The organism is Burkholderia metallica (assembly GCF_001718555.1).
Taxonomy (GTDB): Bacteria; Pseudomonadota; Gammaproteobacteria; order Burkholderiales; family Burkholderiaceae; genus Burkholderia; species Burkholderia metallica.
This window is the reverse complement of sequence record NZ_CP013401.1, coordinates 1229329-1252320: the sequence shown is the minus strand read 5'-3', so window position 1 is coordinate 1252320 and position 22992 is coordinate 1229329. Positions and strand designations below refer to the sequence as shown.

The 22992-nt window shown below is 68.5% G+C and carries 15 protein-coding genes; 8 read left to right on the top strand and 7 right to left on the bottom strand.

The genetic code is table 11. The annotated features are described in order from the left end of the window. Positions 1–102 precede the first annotated feature (102 nt). The 5 genes from WJ16_RS05685 (at position 103) to WJ16_RS05665 (ending at position 11554) form a co-directional block, all read left to right on the top strand. Positions 103–2067: a PhoX family protein gene (locus WJ16_RS05685; protein ID WP_069256213.1), complete on the top strand. Its 1965-nt coding sequence runs from the start codon at positions 103–105 to the stop codon at positions 2065–2067. 603 nt (positions 2068–2670) lie between these two features. After that, on the top strand, positions 2671–3495 hold the full coding sequence (locus WJ16_RS05680) for an IclR family transcriptional regulator (RefSeq protein ID WP_069256212.1): 825 nt from the start codon (positions 2671–2673) through the stop codon (positions 3493–3495). Between the two features lie 253 nt (positions 3496–3748). After that, positions 3749–5113, top strand: a complete 1365-nt coding sequence (locus WJ16_RS05675) for an MdtA/MuxA family multidrug efflux RND transporter periplasmic adaptor subunit (protein WP_069256211.1) — start codon at positions 3749–3751, stop codon at positions 5111–5113. A gap of 15 nt (positions 5114–5128) precedes the next feature. Further along, a complete protein-coding gene (locus WJ16_RS05670) occupies positions 5129–8242 on the top strand; it encodes an MdtB/MuxB family multidrug efflux RND transporter permease subunit (RefSeq protein WP_069256210.1) in 3114 nt (1037 codons plus the stop codon). 3 nt (positions 8243–8245) lie between these two features. Next, positions 8246–11554: an efflux RND transporter permease subunit gene (locus tag WJ16_RS05665; protein ID WP_069256209.1), complete on the top strand. Its 3309-nt coding sequence runs from the start codon at positions 8246–8248 to the stop codon at positions 11552–11554. 99 nt (positions 11555–11653) lie between these two features. Here WJ16_RS05665 and WJ16_RS05660 read toward each other — a convergent pair whose 3' ends face one another. From WJ16_RS05660 to WJ16_RS05640, 5 genes are all read right to left on the bottom strand, one after another. Next, positions 11654–12340 carry a helix-turn-helix domain-containing protein gene (locus tag WJ16_RS05660; protein ID WP_069256208.1) on the bottom strand — a complete coding sequence of 229 codons (687 nt, stop codon included), beginning with the start codon at positions 12338–12340 and terminating at the stop codon, positions 11654–11656. Further along, positions 12318–13280, bottom strand: coding sequence for an AraC family transcriptional regulator (locus WJ16_RS05655; RefSeq protein ID WP_069256207.1), 963 nt, complete (start codon positions 13278–13280; stop codon positions 12318–12320). The genes WJ16_RS05660 and WJ16_RS05655 overlap by 23 nt, the downstream gene beginning before the upstream one ends. Positions 13281–13311: 31 nt before the next feature. Then, positions 13312–14400 carry a porin gene (locus WJ16_RS05650; protein WP_069256206.1) on the bottom strand — a complete coding sequence of 363 codons (1089 nt, stop codon included), beginning with the start codon at positions 14398–14400 and terminating at the stop codon, positions 13312–13314. Positions 14401–14490: 90 nt separating this feature from the next. Continuing rightward, positions 14491–16695: a xanthine dehydrogenase family protein molybdopterin-binding subunit gene (locus tag WJ16_RS05645; protein ID WP_069256205.1), complete on the bottom strand. Its 2205-nt coding sequence runs from the start codon at positions 16693–16695 to the stop codon at positions 14491–14493. After that, complete coding sequence (locus tag WJ16_RS05640) at positions 16679–17119, bottom strand: (2Fe-2S)-binding protein (protein WP_069256204.1); 441 nt, start codon at positions 17117–17119, stop codon at positions 16679–16681. The genes WJ16_RS05645 and WJ16_RS05640 overlap by 17 nt, the downstream gene beginning before the upstream one ends. Before the next feature lie 262 nt (positions 17120–17381). Here WJ16_RS05640 and WJ16_RS05635 point away from each other — a divergent pair, with 262 nt between their 5' ends. Beyond that, positions 17382–17765: a VOC family protein gene (locus WJ16_RS05635; RefSeq protein WP_069256203.1), complete on the top strand. Its 384-nt coding sequence runs from the start codon at positions 17382–17384 to the stop codon at positions 17763–17765. 78 nt (positions 17766–17843) lie between these two features. Here the strand turns inward: WJ16_RS05635 and WJ16_RS05630 are convergent, their stop codons facing one another. Further along, positions 17844–19364, bottom strand: coding sequence for an NYN domain-containing protein (locus WJ16_RS05630; protein WP_069256202.1), 1521 nt, complete (start codon positions 19362–19364; stop codon positions 17844–17846). 311 nt (positions 19365–19675) lie between these two features. Here WJ16_RS05630 and WJ16_RS05625 point away from each other — a divergent pair, with 311 nt between their 5' ends. Continuing rightward, positions 19676–20305: an SDR family oxidoreductase gene (locus WJ16_RS05625; RefSeq protein WP_069256201.1), complete on the top strand. Its 630-nt coding sequence runs from the start codon at positions 19676–19678 to the stop codon at positions 20303–20305. 111 nt (positions 20306–20416) lie between these two features. On the opposite strand, the gene WJ16_RS05620 is transcribed toward WJ16_RS05625, so the two are convergent. Then, on the bottom strand, positions 20417–20968 hold the full coding sequence (locus tag WJ16_RS05620; RefSeq protein WP_069256200.1) for a peroxiredoxin: 552 nt from the start codon (positions 20966–20968) through the stop codon (positions 20417–20419). 279 nt (positions 20969–21247) lie between these two features. On the opposite strand from WJ16_RS05620, the gene cdpA reads away from it, so the two are divergent. Continuing rightward, entirely contained in the window at positions 21248–22990 is a 1743-nt protein-coding gene (cdpA, locus tag WJ16_RS05615; protein ID WP_199855750.1) for a cyclic di-GMP phosphodiesterase CdpA, read from the top strand. Positions 22991–22992: the final 2 nt, after the last annotated feature.

Here is a 22992-nt window from a genome sequence, read left to right as displayed (position 1 = left end):
GCGTCCTTACACTTCCGTCCAGTTTTCAATATGCCTTCGCCGAGCTTGCCGAGCGCCCGCTCGGCGAAGGCCATTCTTCCAACAACCGAAACTGGACTCCACATGCCCGCGTTGCCCAATGCTTCCCGTCGTCAGGCCCTGAAGATCCTCGCCGGCGCACCGATGCTTCCCCTTTCCGGCCTCGCGCTGCCGGCCCTGCTGACGGGTTGCGGCGGCGACGACGATCCCGCGTCGACGCCGGCGCCGGTCGCCGCCGCGTACACGTCGGCGACGTTCTCGCCGATGGCCGCGCCCACGCTCGACAACGCGGCCGCGATGGCCACGACGACGGTCGGCTCGACGCTGGCGGTGTCGTTCTCCGACGGCTCGTCGCGCAACTTCAAGCTCGCGTACCGGCCGTTCTTCGTGACGGGCGACATGGTGCCGGACGGCAAGGGCGGCACGACGCTCGCGGGCGGCTACTACGACATCAACAACCAGCCGATCATCGATCGCTCGGTGGCCGGCAAGGAGCGCCAGTTCTATTCCGACTGCCCGGACGGCAGCTCGCTGCTGACGCTGAAGAACGCGAACGTGCCCGGCGTGAAGGGCAACACGGTGTTCGCGGTCGTGCAGTTCGAATACACGACGCGCGACCAGGCGAGCGCATCGCAGTACGGCCAGCTGCCGTCGCCGATCGCGGTGCTGACGCTCGACCAGGATCCGGCCAACGGCGCGCTGAAGGTCGTCAAGTACCACAACGTCGACACGTCGAAGGCGCACGGCCTGTGGATCACCTGCGGCGCGAGCCTGTCGCCGTGGGGCACGCACCTGTCGAGCGAGGAGTACGAGCCGGACGCGACGAAGGCGGCAACCGACGCGCAGTTCAAGGCGTTCAGCAAGAACACGTTCGGCGACGAGACGAAGGCGAACCCCTACCACTACGGCCACCTGCCCGAGATCACCGTGAATCCGGACGGCACGGGCAGCGTGAAGAAGCACTACTGCCTCGGCCGCATCTCGCACGAGCTGATCCAGGTGATGCCCGACCAGCGCACCGTGATGATGGGTGACGACGCAACCAACGGCGGCCTGTTCATGTTCGTCGCCGACAAGGCGGCCGACCTGTCGGCCGGCACGCTGTACGTCGCGAAGTGGACGCAGACGTCGTCCGCCGGCGCGGGCACCGCGACGCTCACGTGGATCAGGATCGGCCACGCGACGAGCAGCGAGATCGAAGCGCTCGCGAATACGCTGAAGGCGTCGGACATCATGGACCTGGTGACCACCGATCCCAACGACGCCAGCTACACGAAGATCCACTTCGGCGGCAAATTCAACTGGATGCGCGTGAAGCCGGGGATGGAAAAGGCGGCCGCGTTCCTCGAGACGCACCGCTATGCGGCGCTGATCGGCGGCAGCATGGGCTTCACGAAGCTCGAAGGCACGACCGTGAACGCGAAGGACAAGATCGTCTACACGGCGATGTCGCGGATCGAAACGTCGATGGTCAAGGGCAACGCGGTGTCGCGCGACGTCGCGGTCGACAAGAAGATCGCCGCGGGCGCCGTCTACGCGCTGAACCTGAAGGGCAGCCAGCGCGACACGACGGGCAGCGCGATCGACAGCGAATGGGTGCCGGTCGACATGGGCGCGCCGGCCGCGCTCGTCGGCGAGGATCTCGCCGCGGCCGACGGGCTCGGCAACCTCGCGAACCCGGACAAGATCGCGAACCCCGACAACCTGAAGTTCTCCGAAAAGCTGCGGACCCTCTTCATCGGCGAAGACTCGGGCATGCACGTGAACAACTTCCTGTGGGCATACAACGTCGACACGAAGTCGCTCGTGCGCGTGCTGTCGTGCCCGGCCGGCGCCGAATCGACGGGCCTGCACGCGGTCGACGAAATCAACGGCTGGACGTACATCATGAGCAACTTCCAGCACGCGGGCGACTGGGAATCGCCGCTGCACGACAAGGTCAAGCCGACGCTCGATCCGCTCGTGCGCGCGAACTTCAAGGACCGCTTCGGCGCGAGCGTCGGCTACCTGACGGCCGAGCAGACCAGCATCAAGCTCGCGAAGGCCTGACCGGGCCGCGCGCGGAGGACCGGGGCGCCGCTCGGCGGCGCCCCTTCTTCATCACCGTTCATTCGTCGGCGCTCCACGCCGTTTGATGCGCGATGCCCAGTGCGGGCATCGCGCTTTTTTTTGCGCACGCGAATCGTGCGACACACGCACGCGAACGGGCGCAGGCCGACGCCGCACGGCTTCGAGCAGGGGATTTCGACGATGGGGGGATAATACGGGCCTGACACGTCCGGGCGGACGCGCGGAAAGACAGGCAAAAAAAAGCGCCACGGAGACCGTGGCGCTAAAAAAGTTCTAGCCATTCCGAGGGCCGTGCTAGAACCTGAGAGACTGCGCGAAACATCGTTGCCGGTTAAACTCTTGAAACGATGTTTCGAAAACGTGAGACATTCTTTCCGTTTCCGCCCGACAAGTCAAGCGGTATTTGCACCGGTTCATGCACTTTCTGGCAACGCTCCATTGAGCGTTTTCCTAATAAACCAAGGGTGAACCCGTAAAATCTCATCCAATGACCGGTTCCCCGGCAGAACATGCATCCTTTGACAATAATCCTACAATACCAACAAAATTGAAATCGAGTTTCGGAAATAGAGAGAATCCTTCGTGTCGACCACTGTAACCCCTCCCGCGTCGCGGGACCGTGAATCGTCGCCCGACGAGATCACCGCCCTTGCCCGCGGCCTCGCCGTGCTGCGCCGCATCGCTGCTGCCGACGCGCCCGTCAGCAACCGCGAGCTGACCGAGTTGACCGGCATCCCGAAGCCGACCGTCTCGCGCATCACCGCGACGCTCGTCAGCGCCGGCTTCCTGTTCCAGCTGCCCGACAGCGAGCGCTTCGTGCTCACCGCGTCGGTGCTCGAACTGAGCCACGGCTTCCTGCGCAACTTCGACATCCGCGCGCGTTCGCGGCCGTTCATGATCGAGCTGGCCGAGCGCACGTCGCTGTCCGTGCACCTCGCGGTGCGCGACCGGCTCGACATGGTCGCGATCGACGTGATCCGCCCGCGCTCGGCCGTGCTCGTCACGCGCCTCGAGATCGGCTCGCGGATGGACATCGCGCGCACCGCGGTGGGCCGTGCGTATCTCGCCGCCCTGGAAGACGACGAGCGCCGCCAACTGCTCGAATCGCTGCGCACGACGGCGGGCGACGACTGGCCGCACGTGTCCGCGCGCCTGAACCCCGCGCTCGACGACGCGATGCGCGACGGCCACGCGATCGCGATCGGCGAATGGCGCGAGGGCCTGAATGCCGTCGCGGCCGGTTTCGTCGGCCCGTCGGGCCAGCGCTATTCGGTGAATTGCGGCGGCGCGGCGCATCAGTGCCCGCCCGAATGGCTGCACGAACACGTGGTGCCCGCGCTGCACGAATGCATCGCGAAAATCACCCGCGAGATCGGCGGCGCACCGGCCCGGCGCGTCGGCGTGTAATCGTTTCGTCATCGCGTTGTCGCGTTCTGTAACGACCGTAACCCGTTGAAAGATAGACCACTGGACTGTAACGGGGACGGGACGTAGGATCATGCCCATCGTCGCGCCGCATTCCCGGCGCGCACCGCTCTTTTCCCGCGCAGGCCGGCGGGGCCCCGGACCGAGCCGGGCGCCCCCTCCCGGCGCCGCTCTTCCACGCGCAGCCCCGCAGTCCGATTTCCGGCACGCCGCGCCGTCTTCCTGACAGAACACGATGGATAACGAACAAAAGCCCACGCCCCCTTCGCAAGACCCCGCGTCCCCCGCCGCACGGCGCCCGCGCCGCACGCTGATGGCCGGTGCGCTCGCGGTCGTCGTCATCGGCGGCCTGCTGTGGTGGCACCCGTGGAACCGCACGCCGGCCGCCGGCAGCACGGCCGCGAAAAGTGCCGGCGCCAGCGGCGCAGGCGGTCACCGCGGCCGCGGCGGCCCCGCCGCGATGGCGAACGTTCCGCAGCCCGTGCAGGTCGCGACCGCGACGCAGGGCGAAATGCCGATCGTGCTGTCCGCGCTCGGCACCGTCACGCCGCTCGCGAACGTGACGGTCAAGACGCAGCTGTCGGGCTACCTGCAGTCGGTGTCGTTCCAGGAAGGCCAGATCGTCAAGAAAGGCGACGTGCTCGCGCAGATCGACCCGCGCCCGTACCAGGTCGCGCTCGAGAACGCCGAAGGCACGCATGCGCGCGATGCGGCGCTGCTCGCGACGGCGCGCCTCGACCTGAAGCGCTACCAGACGCTGCTGTCGCAGGACTCGATCGCGTCGCAGACCGTCGATACGCAGGCGTCGCTCGTCAAGCAGTACGAAGGCGCGGTGAAGACCGACCAGGCCGCGATCGATTCCGCGAAGCTGAACCTCACGTACGCCCGCATCACGGCGCCCGTGTCGGGCCGCGTCGGGCTGCGCCAGGTCGACCCCGGCAACTACGTGACGCCGGGCGACACCAACGGCATCGTCGTGATCACGCAGCTGCAGCCGATGAGCGTGATCTTCACGACGTCGGAAGACAACCTGCCGCAGATTCTCAAGCAGGTGAACGCGGGCCAGAAGCTGTCGGTCACCGCGTACAACCGCAACAACACGGTGCCGCTCGAGACGGGCTCGCTCGCGACGCTCGACAACCAGATCGACACGAGCACCGGCACGGTCAAGCTGCGCGCGAACTTCGATAACAAGACCGGCATGCTGTTCCCGAATCAGTTCGTGAACACGCGCCTGCTCGTCGACGTGCTGCGCAATGCGACGATCGTGCCGACGTCCGCGGTGCTGACGGGCTCGATCGGCCAGTTCGTCTACATCGTGAAACCCGACAACACGGTGACGGTGCGCAAGGTCACGATCGGCCCGGTCGACGGCGAGCGCACGAGCATCGTCAGCGGCGTGACGGTCGGCGAGCGCGTGGTGACCGACGGCTCCGACCGCCTGCGCGAAGGCGCGAAGATCTCGATCCCGGCCGACAAGCCGAAAGGCGCGTCGGGCGCGCGCGGCGCCGCTGCGGCGTCGGGTGCGTCGGGCGCCGGCGGCCATCGCGGCGGACACCGGCACGGCGCGTCGCAGGCAGCGGCCTCCGCCGCCCAGTAACGCGCGGGCCGCTCGATGAATCCATCCCGTCTTTTCATTCTCCGGCCGGTCGGCACCGCCCTGCTGATGGCGGCGATCATGCTGGCCGGTCTCGTCGCACTGCGTTTCCTGCCGCTCGCCGCGCTGCCCGAAGTCGACTACCCGACGATCCAGGTCCAGACCTTCTACCCGGGCGCGAGCCCGGAAGTGATGACGTCGTCGGTCACCGCGCCGCTCGAACGGCAGTTCGGGCAGATGCCGTCGCTGAACCAGATGTCGTCGCAAAGCTCGGCCGGCGCATCGGTGATCACGCTGCAGTTCTCGCTCGACCTGCCGCTCGACATCGCCGAACAGGAAGTGCAGGCCGCGATCAACGCGGCCGGCAACCTGCTGCCGTCCGACCTCCCCGCGCCGCCGATCTACGCGAAGGTCAACCCGGCCGATGCGCCGGTGATCACGCTCGCCGTCAAGTCGAAGACGCTGCCGCTCACGCAGGTGCAGGATCTCGCCGACACGCGCCTCGCGATGAAGATCTCGCAGATCGCGGGCGTCGGCCTCGTCAGCCTGTCGGGCGGCAACCGGCCGGCCGTGCGCATCCAGGCGAACCCGACCGCGCTCGCGCAGTACGGGATGAACCTCGACGACCTGCGCACGACGATCTCGAACCTGAACGTGAACACGCCGAAGGGCAACTTCGACGGCCCGACGCGCGCGTACACGATCAACGCGAACGACCAGCTGACGAGCGCCGACCAGTACAACAGCGCGGTCGTCGCGTACAAGAACGGCCGCCCGGTGATGCTGACCGACGTCGCGACGGTCGTCGCCGGCTCGGAGAACACCAAGCTCGGCGCGTGGGTGAATTCGGACCCCGCGATCATCCTGAACGTGCAGCGCCAGCCCGGCGCGAACGTGATCCAGACGGTCGACGCGATCAAGGCGCAACTGCCGAAGCTGCAGGAAACGCTGCCGGCGGCGCTCGACGTGGAGGTCGTCACCGACCGCACCACGATGATCCGCGCGGCCGTGCGCGACGTGCAGTTCGAGCTGCTGCTCGCGGTTGCGCTCGTCGTGCTCGTGATGTACCTGTTCCTCGCGAACATCTACGCGACGATCATCCCGAGCCTGTCGGTGCCGCTGTCGCTGATCGGCACGCTCGCGGTGATGTACCTGGCCGGCTTCTCGCTGAACAACCTGTCGCTGATGGCGCTCACCATCGCGACCGGCTTCGTCGTCGACGATGCGATCGTGATGATCGAGAACATCGCGCGCTACGTCGAGGAAGGTGAAACGGGGCTCGAGGCCGCGCTGAAAGGCTCCCGGCAGATCGGCTTCACGATCATCTCGCTGACGGTGTCGCTGATCGCGGTGCTGATCCCGCTGCTGTTCATGGGAGACGTGGTCGGGCGACTGTTCCACGAATTCGCGATCACGCTCGCGGTGACGATCGTGATCTCGGCGATCGTGTCGCTCACGCTCGTGCCGATGATGTGCGCGAAGCTGCTGCGCCATTCGCCGCCGCCCGAGAGCCACCGCTTCGAGGCGCGCGTGCACCGCGTGATCGACCGGGTGATCGCGCGCTACGGGGTCGCGCTCGAATGGGTGCTGAACCGCCAGCGCTCGACGCTCGTCGTCGCGCTGCTGACGCTCGCGTTCACCGCGCTGCTCTACATCTACGTGCCGAAGGGCTTCTTCCCCGCGCAGGACACCGGCGTGATCCAGGCGATCACGCAGGCGCCGCAGTCGATCTCGTACGGTGCGATGGCCGAACGCCAGCAGGCGCTCGCGGCAGAGATCCTGAAGGACCCGAACGTCGAGAGCCTGACCTCGTTCATCGGCGTCGACGGCAGCAACATCACGCTGAACAGCGGCCGGATGCTGATCAACCTGAAGGCGCGCGACGAGCGCTCCGAGACGGCCGCGCAGATCATCCGCGACCTGCAGCACCGCGTGTCGAACATCACCGGCATTTCGCTGTTCATGCAGTCGGTGCAGGATCTGACGATCGATTCGACCGTCAGCCCGACGCAGTACCAGTTCATGCTGACGAGCCCGAATTCGGACGAATTCGCGACCTGGGTGCCGAAACTCGTCGCACGGCTGCAGCAGGAGCCGTCGCTCGCCGACGTCGCGACCGACCTGCAGAGCAACGGCCAGTCCGTCTACATCGAGATCGACCGCGCGAGCGCCGCGCGCTTCGGCATCACGCCGGCGACCGTCGACAACGCGCTGTACGACGCGTTCGGCCAGCGCATCGTGTCGACGATCTTCACGCAGTCGAACCAGTACCGCGTGATTCTCGAGTCGGAGCCGAAGGAGCAGCACTACGCGCAATCGCTGAACGACATCTACCTGCCGTCGGCCGGCGGCGGCCAGGTGCCGCTGTCGTCGATCGCGGCGTTCCACGAACGGCCGTCGCCGCTGCTGGTCGCGCACCTGTCGCAGTTCCCGTCGACCACCGTCTCGTTCAACCTCGCGCCCGGCGCGTCGCTCGGCGAAGCGGTCAAGGCGATCGAGGCCGCGGAGAAGGACATCAACCTGCCCGCGTCGTTCCAGACCCGCTTCCAGGGCGCGGCGCTCGCGTTCCAGGCGTCGCTGTCGAACCAGCTGTTCCTGATCCTCGCGGCGATCGTCACGATGTACATCGTGCTCGGCGTGCTGTACGAGAGCTACATCCACCCGATCACGATCCTGTCGACGCTGCCGTCGGCCGGCATCGGCGCGCTGCTCGCGCTGATCATCACCGGGCACGACCTCGACATCATCGGGATCATCGGCATCGTGCTGCTGATCGGCATCGTGAAGAAGAACGCGATCATGATGATCGACTTCGCGCTCGAGGCCGAACGCGTCGAAGGCAAGCCGCCGCGCGAGGCGATCTACCAGGCGTGCCTGCTGCGCTTCCGGCCGATCCTGATGACGACGCTCGCCGCGCTGCTCGGCGCGGTGCCGCTGATCGTCGGCTCCGGCGCGGGCTCCGAGCTGCGCCAGCCGCTCGGGATCGCGATCGCCGGCGGCCTGATCGTGTCGCAGGTGCTGACGCTGTTCACGACGCCCGTGATCTACCTCGGCTTCGACTCGCTCGCGCGCCGCGTGCGCGGCTGGTTCGAACGCCACGGCCCCGGTGCCGACACGCGTACGGATGCCTGAGCGATGAACCTGTCGCGCCCCTTCATCACCCGCCCCGTCGCGACGACGCTGCTCGCGATCGGCGTCGCGCTCGCGGGCCTGTTCGCGTTCGTCAAGCTGCCGGTCTCGCCGCTGCCGCAGGTCGACTTCCCGACCATCTCGGTGCAGGCGTCGCTGCCCGGCGCGAGCCCGGAAACCGTCGCGACCAGCGTGACGAGCCCGCTCGAGCGGCACCTCGGCTCGATCGCGGACGTCTCGGAAATGACGTCGACGAGCACGGTCGGCAATGCGCGGATCATCCTGCAGTTCGGCCTGAACCGCGACATCGACGGCGCCGCGCGCGACGTGCAGGCCGCGATCAACGCGGCACGCGCCGACCTGCCCGCCGCGCTGAAGAGCAACCCGACCTACCGCAAGGTCAACCCGGCCGATTCGCCGATCATGATCGTGTCGCTGACGTCGGAGACCTCGTCGCCCGCGAAGCTGTACGACTCGGCGTCGACGGTGCTGCAGCAGTCGCTGTCGCAGATCGACGGGATCGGCCAGGTCACGGTGAGCGGCTCCGCGAACCCGGCCGTGCGCGTCGAGCTCGAACCGCAGGCGCTGTTCCACTACGGGATCGGCCTCGAGGACGTGCGCGCGGCGCTCGCGTCCGCGAACGCCAACGCGCCGAAGGGCGCGATCGAGTTCGGCCCGCAGCATTACCAGCTCTATACGAACGACCAGGCGTCGCAGGCGTCGCAGTACCGCGACCTCGTCGTCGCGTATCGCAACGGCTCGGCCGTGCGGCTGTCCGACCTGTCCGACGTCGTCGATTCGGTCGAGGATCTTCGCAACCTCGGCCTGTCGAACGGCAAGCGCGCGGTGCTCGTGATCCTCTACCGCTCGCCCGGCGCGAACATCATCGACACGATCGACCGCGTGCGCGCGGCGCTGCCGCAGCTCACCGCGTCGCTGCCGGCCGACATCACGGTCACGCCGGTGCTCGACCGTTCGACCACCATCCGCGCGTCGTTGAAGGACACCGAGCACACGCTGCTGATCGCGGTCAGCCTCGTCGTGATGGTCGTGTTCCTGTTCCTGCGCAACTGGCGCGCGACGCTGATCCCGAGCGTCGCGGTGCCGATCTCGATCATCGGCACGTTCGGCGCGATGTACCTGCTCGGCTTCTCGATCGACAACCTGTCGCTGATGGCGCTGATCGTCGCGACCGGCTTCGTCGTCGACGATGCGATCGTCGTGCTCGAGAACATCTCGCGGCACATCGAGAACGGCAAGTCGCGGATGCAGGCCGCGTTCGACGGCGCCCGCGAGGTCGGCTTCACGGTGCTGTCGATGAGCATCTCGCTCGTCGCGGTGTTCCTGCCGATCCTGCTGATGGGCGGCATCGTCGGGCGACTGTTCCGCGAGTTCGCGCTGACGCTGTCGCTCGCGATCGCCGTCTCGCTCGCGGTGTCGCTCACGGTCACGCCGATGATGTGCGCGCGCCTGCTGCCCGAAGCGCACGACCCGCAGAGCGAAGGCCGCTTCGCGCGATTCCTGGAACGCTGTTTCAGCCGCATGCAGCGCGGCTACGAGCGCTCGCTGTCGTGGGCGCTGCGCCGGCCGCTGCTGATCCTGCTGACCTTGTTCGCGACGATCGGGCTGAACGTGTACCTGTATGTCGTCGTGCCGAAGGGCTTCTTCCCGCAGCAGGACACCGGGCTGATGATCGGCGGCATCCGGGCCGACCAGTCCACGTCGTTCCAGGCGATGAAGCTGAAGTTCTCCGAGATGATGCGCATCGTGCAGAGCAATCCGAACGTGAAAAGCGTCGCGGGCTTCACCGGCGGCACGCAGACCAACTCGGGTTTCATGTTCGTCACGCTGAAGGATCGCACCGAGCGCAAGCTGACGGCCGACCAGGTGATCCAGCAACTGCGCGCGCCGCTGTCGGACGTCGCGGGCGCGAGCACGTTCCTGCAGGCCGCGCAGGACATTCGCGTGGGCGGCCGGCAGAGCAACGCGCAGTACCAGTTCACGCTGCTCGGCGATTCGAGCGCCGACCTGTACAAGTGGGGGCCGATCCTGACCGAAGCGCTGCAGAAGCGCCCCGAGCTGACCGACGTGAACTCCGACCAGCAGCAAGGCGGGATGGAGGCGATGGTGACGATCGACCGCGCGACCGCCGCGCGGTTCGGCATCAAGCCCGCGCAGATCGACAACACGCTGTACGACGCATTCGGCCAGCGCCAGGTCTCGACGATCTACAACCCGCTGAACCAGTACCACGTCGTGATGGAAGTCGCGCCGAAGTACTGGCAGAGCCCCGAGATGCTCAACCAGGTGTGGATCAGCACGTCGGGCGGCAGCGCGAACGGCTCGCAGACCACCAACGCAGCCGCGGGCACCTACGTCGCGACGTCCGCCGGCACGTCGAGCGCCGGCACCGCCACGCAGAGCGCCGCGGCGATCGCGTCGGACTCCGCGCGCAACCAGGCGCTCAACTCGATCGCGGCGAGCGGCAAGTCGAGCGCGTCGTCGGGTGCGTCGGTGTCGACGTCGAAGTCGACGATGATCCCGCTGTCGGCGATCGCGACGTTCGGGCCGAGCACGACGCCGCTGTCGGTCAACCACCAGGGGCTGTTCGTCGCGACGACGATCTCGTTCAACCTGCCGCCGGGCGTGTCGCTGTCGCAGGCGACGCAGGTGATCTACCAGACGATGGCGCAGGTCGGCGTCCCGCCGACGATCGTCGGCAGCTTCCAGGGCACCGCGCAGGCATTCCAGCAGTCGATGAACGACCAGCCGATCCTGATCCTCGCCGCGCTGCTGGCCGTCTACATCGTGCTCGGGATCCTGTACGAGAGCTACATCCACCCGATCACGATCCTGTCGACGCTGCCGTCGGCCGGCGTCGGCGCGCTGCTCGCGCTGCTGCTGTTCAAGACCGAATTCAGCATCATCGCGCTGATCGGCGTGATCCTGCTGATCGGGATCGTGAAGAAGAACGCGATCATGATGGTCGACTTCGCGATCGACCAGACGCGCAACAACGGCAAATCGTCGTTCGACGCGATCCACGAGGCGTGCCTGCTGCGCTTTCGCCCGATCATGATGACGACGATGGCGGCGCTCCTCGGCGCGCTGCCGCTCGCGTTCGGCAACGGCGACGGCGCCGAGCTGCGCGCGCCGCTCGGGATCGCGATCGCCGGCGGCCTGATCGTGTCGCAGGTGCTGACGCTCTATACGACGCCGGTCGTCTATCTGTACATGGACCGGTTCCGCGTGTGGGGCGAGAAGCGGCGCAACCGCCGGGGCAATCGCGGCGGGCCGGCAGTCGCCGGCGAGTAACCACCGGTCGTACACGGATCGACGGGGCGTATCGCCCCGTTCTCGTTTTTTCGTTCCGTGTGCCGGCCGGCGCCCGCGGTCGCGGATCGGCCGCGCGATTCAGCGACGAGCGGCCGTGTCAGCCCTATCGGCAAGCACGTCCGACAGGTGCCGCGCCGCGTCGCCGAGCATCGCGCGCACGTCCTGCCGCCGCGCGTCGTCTCGCGCATCGAGCGTGACGCCGATCGCCAGCGCGCCGCGCGCACCCACCGGCATCGCGACGATACCGGGCGCGCCGCGAGATTCGCCGGCCCGGCCGAACGACCGAACGTCGCCTACGCCGGCATCCGCCCTATCCGCACCCTCTTCCGCCCACCCGACGAAGCGCGCACCCACGCGTGTCAGCACACAGGCGGCTCCGTCAGGCACCGCCTGCGCGAGTACGACGACTTCCGCGCGGTCCCGCCCGAGCAACTGCGCGGCCAGTCCGCTGCGCGCGCACAGCGCCTGCAGCACCTGCTGCGCGTGCGCCACCTCCGGCCGGGCGCACAGGTACGCGGCGGCGACCTGCTCCGCCGCCGGCCCGGGCCGGTAGCGACCGTGCGGGTCGACGCTCAGGAACTGCTGCCCCACCAGCGTCCTCAGCAGCCGCGCGATCGAGTTGCGCGGCACGCCGAGCCGGGCCGCGAGCGCCGCGGCGCTCGCGGGCGGCCGCGCGAGCGCGACCGTTTCGAGAATCGCGAGCCCGCGGGCAAGCGCCGGCACCCGATAGAGTGAGACGCGGTCATCCATGTCGTGCGAGGTCATACAGATCCCGTGCGTTGCGTGCATAGCGGCGCGGCGCCATTCCCGACCAGCGGTGGAACGCGCGCGCGAACGCTTTCTCCGACGTGTAGCCGACCCGCTCGGCAATCTCGATCAGCCGCAACCTGCCGTGCACGAGCTCGCCGCTCGCCAGATACATCCGGTACGCGGTCAGGTGACCGATCGGCGTTTCGCCGACCAGTTCGGCGAAACGCGCGCAAAAGCGCGAGCGCGACATGCCGGCGTCGGCCGCGAGACTCGCGAGTTGCCAGTTGCGGCGCGGGTCGCGATGCATCAGCGCCATCGCACGGCCGATCTGCGGATCGGTCAGGCCGCGCAGCCAGCCCGTGTGATTCGCCGACGACTGCAGGTGCGCGCGCAACAGCTGCACGAACAGCACATCGGCCAGACGCGCGGCGGCGACGGCCCAGCCGGGCTGGCACGCCATCGATTCCTCGATGAAGCTCTGCAGCGTGCTCGCGAGCCACGGCGCGACGGCCGCGTCGTTCGCGCGGACGTGGATCAGCGGCGGCAGCACGGAGAACAGCGGGCTGCGCACGATGTCGCGATAAATGACGATCCCGGTATAGAGGTCGCTGGTCGCGCCGCCGCCGCCCGCGACGAATTCGAGCGGCGTATCGAAGCGCGGCCGGATGCCCTTGTCCGCCATCAGCCGGTCGAACGGCACGGGCGGCTCGTCGAGCGACGACGCCATCACGTGCTCGTCGCCGTGCGGCAGCAGCACGAAGTCGCCCGGCTCGACGGACACCGGCGCGGCGCCCGCGACCGACAGGAAGAACGGGCTGCCGGTGCAGATGCGAAACGGCGCGCCCGCAACGGCCGGCTTGCGGATCGCCCACGGCGCGCTCAGCGTGAAGCGCCCGGTGACGACCGCATCCGCCCGCAGGTCGGTCAGCACGTCGCTGAGAAGATCGGTCGTCATCGTCGAAGCCCCCGTGGTGCGCGCCGCCGGCTCAGAAGCGCTGCTGGATGCCCGCCATCACGCCGACCTGGTTCCGGCCGGCGTCGATGGTGCCGCCGGCCGCCACGGCCGACGTCCCGAGCGCGCTGTTCGTCATGTAGCCGACGGACGTATAGACCATCGTACGCTTCGACAGGCTGTAGTTCGCCCGCCCGACGAACAGGTTCGAGTCGTAGCGGCCGCGCAGCAGGTAGCGCAGCGCCTGCGCGTCGAATGATAGCGCCGGCGTCGCATATACCGTGCCGCCCGCGAAGAAGATGTCCGACTGACTGTGCGCCGCGGCCGCCGTGTTGCGGCGAATCCAGCCCGCGCCGAGTTTCGCGCTGCCGAATTTCACGTAGGCGTCGACGATCGTGCGCGTGTCGGTATAGCCGGGATTCGACAGCGGCGCCGACGCGCCCGTGCCGCCGTGCATCACGTCATACGATGCGGCCGCGCCGAACTGCGGCGCGTCGTACGCGGCCATCATCGTGTACTGGCGGCACGCGACCGGGTCGCCGGCCACGTTGCCCGCGCAGTTCGTCGCCGACGGGCCGGCCGGGCCCGCGCCGTCGCGCCCGGTGCTGTAGGTGCCGCCAAGCGTCAGGCCGCCGAAGCGGCCGAGATAGCCGACCGCGTTGTCGCTGCGCGCATTCGGCAGATAGCTGTCGAAGCTCGCCATCGAATGGATCGACGGGCCGATCACATCGGCATTGAGCAGCACCCGCATCGACATGTTCATCTGCCGCCCGAGCGTGAGCGCGCCGTACGGCGACTCGATGCCGACGTTCGCCTGCCGGCCGAACAGGCGGCCGCCGTAGTTCAACGCGCCCGAGTTCGGTGCGAAGCCGCTCTCGAGCACGAAGAACGTGCGATAGCCGCCGCCGAGATCCTCGATGCCGCGCAGCCCGAAGCGCGACGGCACTTCGCCGGTCAGCGACGGCATCCCGGCGACCGCTCCGCCGCCCGCCGCGTTGTTGTAATACTGCACGCCCGTGTCGACGATGCCGTACAGCGTCACGCTGCTCTGCGCATGCGCGCCCGGCGACGCGGCCGCGGCCGCGAACGAAACGGCCGTCGCGGCCGTACGGAAGGTGTTCATGAAGATCTCCAGACCAGTCGTGTAGTTGTGCTTGATATCGACCGGCGGCGCACCGGGCGCCGTCGGCCTTGCGGGGAACCCCGGAATCGTTCAGGTCGCGAGCGGCGTGGCGAACGGCATCGAGCGCGGCCGCTCGCCGGTCGCGCGCCAGATCGCATCGCCGAGCGCCGGCGCGACGGGCGGCAACGCGACTTCCCCGCAGCCTTGCGGATCGCGATCGCTGTCGACGATCACGACCTCGATCTTCGGCATCGCGGCCAGGCCGAGCAGCGGATAGTCGGTGAAATTGCGCTGCACGACCGCGCCATGCTCGAACGTGATCTCGCTTCTGAACGTATTGGTCAACGCGAAGCCGACGCCGCCTTCCACCATCTCGCGAATCAGCAGCGGATTGATCGCGCGGCCGCAGTCGATCCCGCACACGATCCGCTCGAGCTTCACGTGGCCGTCCGTCACGCGCACTTCGGCGATCGTCGCGACATGCGTGCTGAACGCGCCGCCGCGCCCGGTGTACAGCGAATACGCGACGCCGCGCGACACGCCGGTCGGCGCCCGGCCGAACCAGTTCGCGCGCGCGGCCGTCGCGTCGAGCACACGCAGCGCGAGCGGGTCGTGCTTCAGCAACGCACGCCGGTAGCGCACGGGGTCGGCGCGCACCGTGTGCGCCAGTTCGTTCACGAAGCTCTCGAGGAAGAACACCGTCGACGTGCTGCCGACGCTGCGCATGAAGCTGACCGGAATCGGCTGCATCACCGTGACCGAATCGACCAGCAGGTTGGGCACGTCGTAGCAAAGGTCGTACAGGCCGTCGAGCATCGTTTCGTCCCAGCCGCCCGCGTTGTCGTAACGATCGCGCTTGATCGCCGCATACAGCGAGTGGCCGGCCACGCGCGCATGCAGCGCGACGGGCAGCCCGTCGCTGCCGAGCGCGGCGCGCAGCCGCGCGGACGCGCACGGCCGATAGAAGCCGTGACGGATGTCGTCCTCGCGCGAGCGGATCACCTTCACGGGCCGCCCGAGCGCCTTCGACGCGACGGCCGCGTGCACGACGAAATCGGGCACGTACTTGCGGCCGAAGCTGCCGCCGAGAAACGTCGTGTTGACGATCACGCGCTCGGCCGGCACGTTGAACAGCGCCGACAGCGTCCAGCGCACCTTGTCCTGCCCCTGGATCGGCCCCCACACCTCGATCTCGTCCGCCCGCACGTGCACGGTCGCGTTGACGGGCTCCATCGTCGCGTGAACGATGTACGGCGTGTGGTAGTCGGCTTCGACGATCGTGTCTGCATCGGCGAGCCGGCGCGCGGGGTCGCCGATCGTCGTCGCGACCACCGCGTGCCCGGTCTGCAGCGCGCCCTTGCGCTGCGCGAGGATCGTCGCGCTGTCGAACGCCGGCGTCGCGCCGGCGTCCCACACGACGTCCGCCGCGTCGCACGCCTGCTTCGCCTGCCAGTAGGTGTGCGCGACGACGATCACCGCGTCCTTCGCGAGCACGACGTCCACGACGCCCGGCATCGCGCGCAGCGCGTCGCGATTCTTCACGGCCGTCGGCCGGCCGTTCAGCGTCGGCGCCATCGTCAGCGCGCCGACCAGCATGTCGGGCACCTGCACGTCGATGCCGAAGATCGCGCTGCCGTCGATCTTCGCGGGCACGTCGAGCTTGTGCAGCGGACGTCCGATCAGCGTATGCGCGGAGTCCGGCTTCAGGCGCGGCCGCGGGTCGGGTGGCAACGTCGCGGCGGCCGCGACGAGCGCCCCGTACGACAGCGACCGGCCGCTCGGCGGATGGATCACGCGGCCGTCGCGCGTCACGCACTGCGTGTCACGTACGCCGAGCCGCGCGGCGCCGGCCCGAAGAAATGCCGAACGCGCTTGCGCGCCCGCGATGCGCAGCCGCGTGTAGAACATCGTCGCGGACATCGACGCGCCGACGAACTGCTGCGGCGCCTCGTTCGCCGCGTCGATCCGGTACGCATCGCGCCCGGTGACGAACTCGACCGTCACGCTGCGCCAGTCGGCGTCCATCTCGTCGGCGAGCACCTGTGGCAGCCCCGTGTAGACGCCCTGCCCGACTTCCGCCTGCGACAGGCCGATGATCGTCCTGCCGTCGGCGTCGATCCGCACCCAGTCGTTGATCTCGCGAAAGCCCGCGCCGTCGCCCGCCGCATGCACGACGTCGCCGATCGCGAGCGGCAGCAGCAGGCTGCCCGCCAGCGCGACGCCGCCCTTCAGGAACACGCGCCGCGACGCGTTCGGCGCAGGTCGCGCCCGCCCCGCGTCAGCCGGCCGCGACATGGATCGCCCCGCGGATGCGTGAGTAGGTTGCGCAGCGGCACAGGTTCGTGACGGCCTGGTCGATCTGCGCGTCGGTCGGCTTGCGATGCCGCGCGAGCAGCGCGGCGGCGGCCATCACCATCCCCGACTGGCAGTAGCCGCACTGCGGCACGTCCTTCTCGATCCACGCGCGCTGCACCGGATGCGAGCGATCGTGCGACAGCCCCTCGATCGTCGTGACCGCGCGGCCCGCGACGCTCGCGACCGGCAGCACGCACGAACGCGCGGCCTCGCCGTCGAGATGCACGGTGCAGGCGCCGCACGCGCCGATGCCGCAGCCGTATTTGGTGCCGGTGAGCCGGGCCGCGTCGCGAATGACCCACAACAGCGGCGTGGCGGGATCGCCGTCGAAATCGAACGGCTGGCCGTTCAGCATGAAGCGCATCGTCTGTCTCCCTGTTGCGCATCGCCGCTCGGTCATCCGGCGGATGACGGCGATGCCTGACAGGGATTCTTGGCGGCGCAAAAAGCCGCGCCAATGACCTTTGCTCCCGAAAAAGTAGCCGATCGTCCAGATCGTTTCTGCCGACGAATCGCGCCCGGCCACCCGCGGCGGCTCCGTTCGCCGCCAGCCCCGCTTGCACGCAGGCGGCGATCGACTATCGTGTGTCCATGTCCACCCTCGCGCCCGTTCCCGGGAACCCGCCATGAACGTCCAGCTCAACCACACGATCGTCTGGTGCCGCGACAAGCGCGCGTCGAGCCGCTTCCTCACCGAGCTGCTGGAACTGCCGCCGCCGACGCCGTTCGGCGCGATGCTGGTCGTCGCGCTCGACAACGGCGTGTCGCTCGACTTTTACGAACAGGCGGGGGAAATCAGGTCGCAACATTACGCGTTCCTGATCGACGAAGCGGCGTTCGATCGCGTGCTCGCGCGCATTCGCGAGCGCGGGTTGCCGCACTGGGCCGATCCGGCGAAGCGTCAACCCGACGAGATCTACCGTCACAATGGCGGCCGCGGCGTGTATTTCGACGATCCGGACGGCCACTTCCTCGAAGTGATGACGCAGCCTTATGCGGTGAACGGCTAGGTCGACGGGCCGGCGTTGCACCGGCCCGCGTCGGGGCGCGGATGCCGCCGCGAGCGGGCGACACCCGGCCGACCAACCTTACTCGGCGGCGTCCGCCGCAGTCTTGCGCGGACGACGCGCGCGCGGCGCCGCCTTGCGGGCCGGCTTCTTCGGCTTGGCAGCGGCCGGCGCTTGCGCAGCGGCTTCGGCGTTCGCGTCGACCGGCGCCGCGTCGTCGTGCGACGGCTGGGCGGCGCTCTCGCCACCGGCATCGCCCGCCGCCGGCCCGGCGTGCGTCACGGCTTGAATCCCGCCGACCGGCCGCGCGTCGCCGTGCTCCACGTCGCGGTGCGCGTCGTCGGCATGCCTGCCGTGCGCGTGCGGGTCGCCGTCGTGCTTGGCCGTGTCGTGGGCGGCGTCTTCGGCCTTCCCGGCCCCGTGACGGCCCGCGCGCTTCGCGGCGGCGCCCTTCTTCGCGCCGGTCTTCTTCGCCGTGCTCTTGCGCGCGCGCTTGCGGCCATCCTTCGCGTCGCCGTGCACTTCGGCCGCTTCGGCCGCTTCGGCCGCTTCGACCGCTTCTGCCGGCGGCGTCACCGGCGCCACGTGGGCGTCGAGCAGTTCCGCCTCGTCCGCTTCGACCTGCACGCTTTCATGGGCGACCGCTTCCGCCCGCTGCCCGTGACGTTGCGCATTGCGCCCGGCCCGCGCCGGCTCCGCCGCGCGCGACCCATGGTGCGCGCCGCCGTACCCGCCGTTCTCACCGCCCGCCGCGGCATGCTCCGCGGCCGCCGACTGGCGCGCCCGCGACACGAACGCGCCCGACTTGTCGTCGCGCCCCACTTCGAGCAGCCCGCGCGCCTGCGCCTCGTCGAGCAGGTTGCCGAACGCTCGGAATCCGTAATACGACTCGTTGAAATCCGGCTTGCGGCGCTTGATCGCGCTCTTGAGCACCGACGCCCAGATCTTGCCGACGTCGTCCCGCTCCGACGCGAGCGCGTCGAACGTCTCGACCGCCAGCGCGATCGCCTCGGCCTTGCGCGCGTCCATGTCGTGCTTGCGCGAAGCGGCCGGTTCGTCCGGCCGTTTCGCGCCGCCGTTGCCCGCGCGCTGCTGCTGTTCGCGCTTCGCGAGCGCGCGCTGCTGCTCGCGCACCAGATCGTCGTAGAAGATGAATTCGTCGCAGTTCGCGACCAGCAGGTCCGACGTCGACTTCTTCACGCCGACGCCGATCACCTTCTTCGCGTTCTCGCGCAGCTTCGACACCAGCGGCGAAAAATCCGAGTCGCCGCTGATGATCACGAACGTATCGACGTGCGACTTCGTGTAGCAGAGGTCGAGCGCGTCGACGACGAGCCGGATGTCGGCCGAATTCTTGCCCGACTGGCGCACGTGCGGAATCTCGATCAGCTCGAAGCTCGCCTCGTGCATCGACGCCTTGAAGCCCTTGTAGCGATCCCAGTCGCAATAGGCCTTCTTCACGACGATGCTGCCCTTCAGCAGCAGGCGCTCCAGCACGGGCTTGATGTCGAACTTCTCGTACTTCGCGTCGCGCACGCCGAGCGCGACGTTCTCGAAGTCGCAGAACACGGCCATGCTCACGTTGTCCAGGGGTAATGCCATGTGTACTCCAACCGGTGGGCCGATGCGTTGTAAGACGTAGCGGCGAAAAATGCATCGCGCACATGATAGCCGGTCGGCGCGTCATTCCCGCATCCGTGTGTGAATGAATGGCGCCGGAGTGCCCGTCGCGTCATATGCCCGCGCCGCGGAGCCGAGGCGGGCACCCGAGGTCGGTACGCCCGCACCGGTATGCCCGCCGCCGGTATGCCCCTTAATACGCGGCCACCGCCGCGGCCAATCGACATTACACTTGAGTTATCGGTCGTCCGTCCCTATCTGGAAGGATGACGCATCGAGCAAGGAGCGGTTTCATGACGACGAAGGTATTGCTGATTGGCGCGACCGGCCGAACCGGCCAGGCCTGCGCGGATCTGCTGCTCGAGCAGCCGGAGTTCGAGGTCACGGCGCTGGTGCGGCGGCAAGGCTATACGCTGCCGGGCGCGAAGGTCGTCGAGGCCGATCTGACGGACGATTTCTCGCACGCGTTCCAGGGCATCACGCACGTGATCTATGCCGCCGGCTCGGCCGAATCGGAAGGCGCGGCCGAAGAGGAGCAGGTCGACCGCGACGCGGTCGCCCGCGCGGCCGGGTATGCGCTGGCATACAACGTGCAAAAGCTCGTCGTGATCAGTTCGCTGTCCGCGTACCGGCCCGAGCAGAGCCCCGACGCACTGCGCCACTATTCGCAGATGAAGCGCGAAGGCGACGAGCGCGTGATCGCATCCGGCATCGACTACGTGATCCTGCGCCCCGGCCCGCTCGCGGACACGCCGGGCGTCGGCAAGATCGCGCTGACGGAGGAGCGGGTCGAGCCTGCGCCGCCCGTCTCGCGCCAGGACGTGGCCTGGGCCGCGATCGAAGCGATCAAGCTCGGCATCTCGCGCAAGATCGTCGGCTTCGTCGGCGGCAGCGTGCCGATCGAGCAGGCATTGCGCGCATGACGCGCGTCGCCCGCGCCGGCCACCGCGCGGGCAGCGTGGCCGGCGCGGGCGACGCATCGATCCGCACCGGCGGCCCGTGCGACGAGCCGCTGCGACGCGCGGACCGCCCGTTTACTGCTTCGGATGCGCGTCCGCCCATGCCTTCACGGCAGCGAGCGTGTTCTCGACGTGCTTGTCGGGCGACATGCTCGTGTATTCGTACAGCACCTTCCCTTCCGGCGAAATCACGTAGGACACGCGGTTCGCGCGGTCGATCGCCGGCAGCTTCGCGTCGTATTCCCGGATGATCTTCGCGTCCGGGTCGGCCGCGACCGGGAACTTGCTCCGGCATTCGCTCACCGAGAACTTCGTCAGCGTGTCGATCTTGTCGGCCGATACGCCGATCACCGTCGCGCCGTAAGCCTTGTAACGGTCGACCGCATCCGCGAACGCGTGCGCCTCGATCGTGCAGCCCTTCGTGAACGCGGCCGGGTAGAAATACAGCACCACGGGCCCCTGCTTCAGCGCGTCCGCGAGCGAGTACGTGTAAGTCTTGCCGCCCAGCGACGCCTGCGTCGTGAAATCGGGCGCGTCGGCACCCGGCTTCAACTCCGCCTGCGCCATCAGCGCATGGCCGGCCACCAGCGCCGCCACGGCGCCGCCCAGCAACAGTTTTCGCTTCATCTGCGTCCTCATTTCTTATAAAGTCAGCGTCGATATAGACCATGCCGGTGTTCGCCAATCGAACATTTGCATGACCGATCCGGTCCGGCGGCCGCGCCAGCCGCGGCCGGCCCGTTAAAGATTCCGCACAGTCTGCCGTTATTCCTTCCGGACATCCGGTTCCAGCCCTTCACGTCAGCGAGAAACATGGAAGCCAACAGGAAACAGACGTCACGCAAGGGCTCCTGGCGCAGCGCCTTGCATACGCTGCGCCGCTTCGCCTGGTCGGGCGGCGCGCTGATGCCCGCGCGCGCCGGTGCGCCGCGCCGCGACGACTCCGTGCGCAACTGGCTGGAACAGACGGTCGGCACGGTGGATTTCCTCGCCCATGTCGACCGCGAACTGCGCTTCCTGTATGTGTCCGACGCGAGCCTGCGCTTCATCGGCTACCACCGCGACTACCTGCACACGCTGACGCTGCGCGACCTGATCGCCGAACAGGATACCGCGGCGCTCGACGGCCTGCTCGCGCGCGCCGCGCGTTCCGGCCAGGTCGAGAAGGCGACGATGTGCATCGTCAAGTCGCTCACCTACCCGCTGGACGTCGAGATCCGTGCGTTCAAGAGCCGCCACCACGGCGTCGACGGGTTCGCGATCGCGGCGTTCGACGTGTCGTCGTGGCGTGCGCTCGAGGCGCGCCTGACCTACGAAATGCACCACGACCCGATGACCGGGCTCGACAATCTGTCCGCGCTCGTGCCCGCGCTGATGCGCGCGCAGCAGGCCGCCGACGGCGACGGCACCTGCGCGGCGCTGCTGCTGCTCGACCTCGACGACTACCAGCGGATCAACCGCGCGCTCGGCTACGACGCGGGCGACATGCTGCTGCGCGAGACCGCGCAGCGGCTGAAGGCGCTCGTCACGCCGAACGAGCGGCTCGCGCGCGTCGCGAGCGACAAGTTCGCGGTCGTGCTCGGTGCGCCGGACCGCACGCAGGCGAGCCACGCGGCCGATGCGCTCGCCCGCCGGCTGCAGGCCGCGGTGCGCGAGCCCTACGTGTACCAGGGGCAGACCGTGCACCTGTCCGCGAGCATCGGCATCGCGCTGTACCCCGACGAGCGCGCCGCGCCGCATCGTGCGCAGCACCACAGCCCGCTGCTGCGCCGCGCCGACCATGCACTGTCGCAGGCGAAGGCGTCGGGCGGCAATGCGCTCGCGTTCCACGCGCCCGTCGACGATCCGGCCGACGCCGAACGGCTGAAGCTCGAGGCCGACCTGTACGACGGCGTGCGCAACGGCGAGTTTTCGCTCCATTTCCAGCCGATCACGCGCAGCCAGTCGGGCGCGGTGGTCGGCGTCGAGGCGCTGATCCGCTGGCGCCATCCGGTGCACGGCCTCGTGCCGCCGGCGACCTTCATCCCGCTGGCCGAATCGACCGGCCTGATCAACTACCTCGGCAACTGGGTGCTCAAGGCCGCGTGCATGCAGCTCGTCGCATGGGATCGCCAGGGGCTCGCGCTGCAATACGTGGCGGTCAACGTGTCGCCGCAGCAGTTCCGCGACCCGCGCTTCACGCAAAGCGTGCGCGAGGCGATCGCGCTGACGGGCATCGATCCGCGCCGCATCGTGCTCGAGATCACCGAAAGCCTGCTGATGCACGATCCCGCGCAGGCGAAGGGGCTGCTCGAGGAGCTGACCGATCTCGGCATCCGCTTCGCGATCGACGATTTCGGCACCGGCTATTCGAGCCTCGCGTATCTGCAACGCTTCCCGCTCGCGAAGCTGAAGATCGACCGCAGTTTCGTCGAGAACCTGCTGACCTCGCGCAACGATCGCGCGATCGTGTCGGCGGTGGTCGGCCTCGCGCAGACGCTCGATCTCGAACTCGTCGCGGAAGGCGTCGAGACCGAGGCGCAGCGCGAATTGCTGACGGAGATGGGCTGCAACCATATCCAGGGCTGGCTCGTCTGCCAGGCGCTGCCGTCCGAGGAGCTCGCGCAGCGCTTCGAGGCGCAGCAGCTGCACCTGCACGCCGCCGCCTGACG

Excerpts from the sequence above, each read along its gene's own strand:
- WJ16_RS05650 (WP_069256206.1), bottom strand. The coding sequence starts at position 14,400 with ATGAACACCTTCCGTACGGCCGCGACGGCCGTTTCGTTCGCGGCCGCG.
- cdpA (WP_199855750.1), top strand. The coding sequence starts at position 21,248 with ATGCCCGCGCGCGCCGGTGCGCCGCGCCGCGACGACTCCGTGCGCAAC.
- WJ16_RS05655 (WP_069256207.1), bottom strand. The coding sequence starts at position 13,280 with ATGACGACCGATCTTCTCAGCGACGTGCTGACCGACCTGCGGGCGGAT.
- WJ16_RS05630 (WP_069256202.1), bottom strand. The coding sequence starts at position 19,364 with ATGGCATTACCCCTGGACAACGTGAGCATGGCCGTGTTCTGCGACTTC.
- WJ16_RS05635 (WP_069256203.1), top strand. The coding sequence starts at position 17,382 with ATGAACGTCCAGCTCAACCACACGATCGTCTGGTGCCGCGACAAGCGC.
- WJ16_RS05625 (WP_069256201.1), top strand. The coding sequence starts at position 19,676 with ATGACGACGAAGGTATTGCTGATTGGCGCGACCGGCCGAACCGGCCAG.
- WJ16_RS05675 (WP_069256211.1), top strand. The coding sequence starts at position 3,749 with ATGGATAACGAACAAAAGCCCACGCCCCCTTCGCAAGACCCCGCGTCC.
- WJ16_RS05670 (WP_069256210.1), top strand. The coding sequence starts at position 5,129 with ATGAATCCATCCCGTCTTTTCATTCTCCGGCCGGTCGGCACCGCCCTG.
- WJ16_RS05620 (WP_069256200.1), bottom strand. The coding sequence starts at position 20,968 with ATGAAGCGAAAACTGTTGCTGGGCGGCGCCGTGGCGGCGCTGGTGGCC.
- WJ16_RS05665 (WP_069256209.1), top strand. The coding sequence starts at position 8,246 with ATGAACCTGTCGCGCCCCTTCATCACCCGCCCCGTCGCGACGACGCTG.
- WJ16_RS05640 (WP_069256204.1), bottom strand. The coding sequence starts at position 17,119 with ATGCGCTTCATGCTGAACGGCCAGCCGTTCGATTTCGACGGCGATCCC.
- WJ16_RS05685 (WP_069256213.1), top strand. The coding sequence starts at position 103 with ATGCCCGCGTTGCCCAATGCTTCCCGTCGTCAGGCCCTGAAGATCCTC.
- WJ16_RS05660 (WP_069256208.1), bottom strand. The coding sequence starts at position 12,340 with ATGACCTCGCACGACATGGATGACCGCGTCTCACTCTATCGGGTGCCG.
- WJ16_RS05645 (WP_069256205.1), bottom strand. The coding sequence starts at position 16,695 with ATGTCGCGGCCGGCTGACGCGGGGCGGGCGCGACCTGCGCCGAACGCG.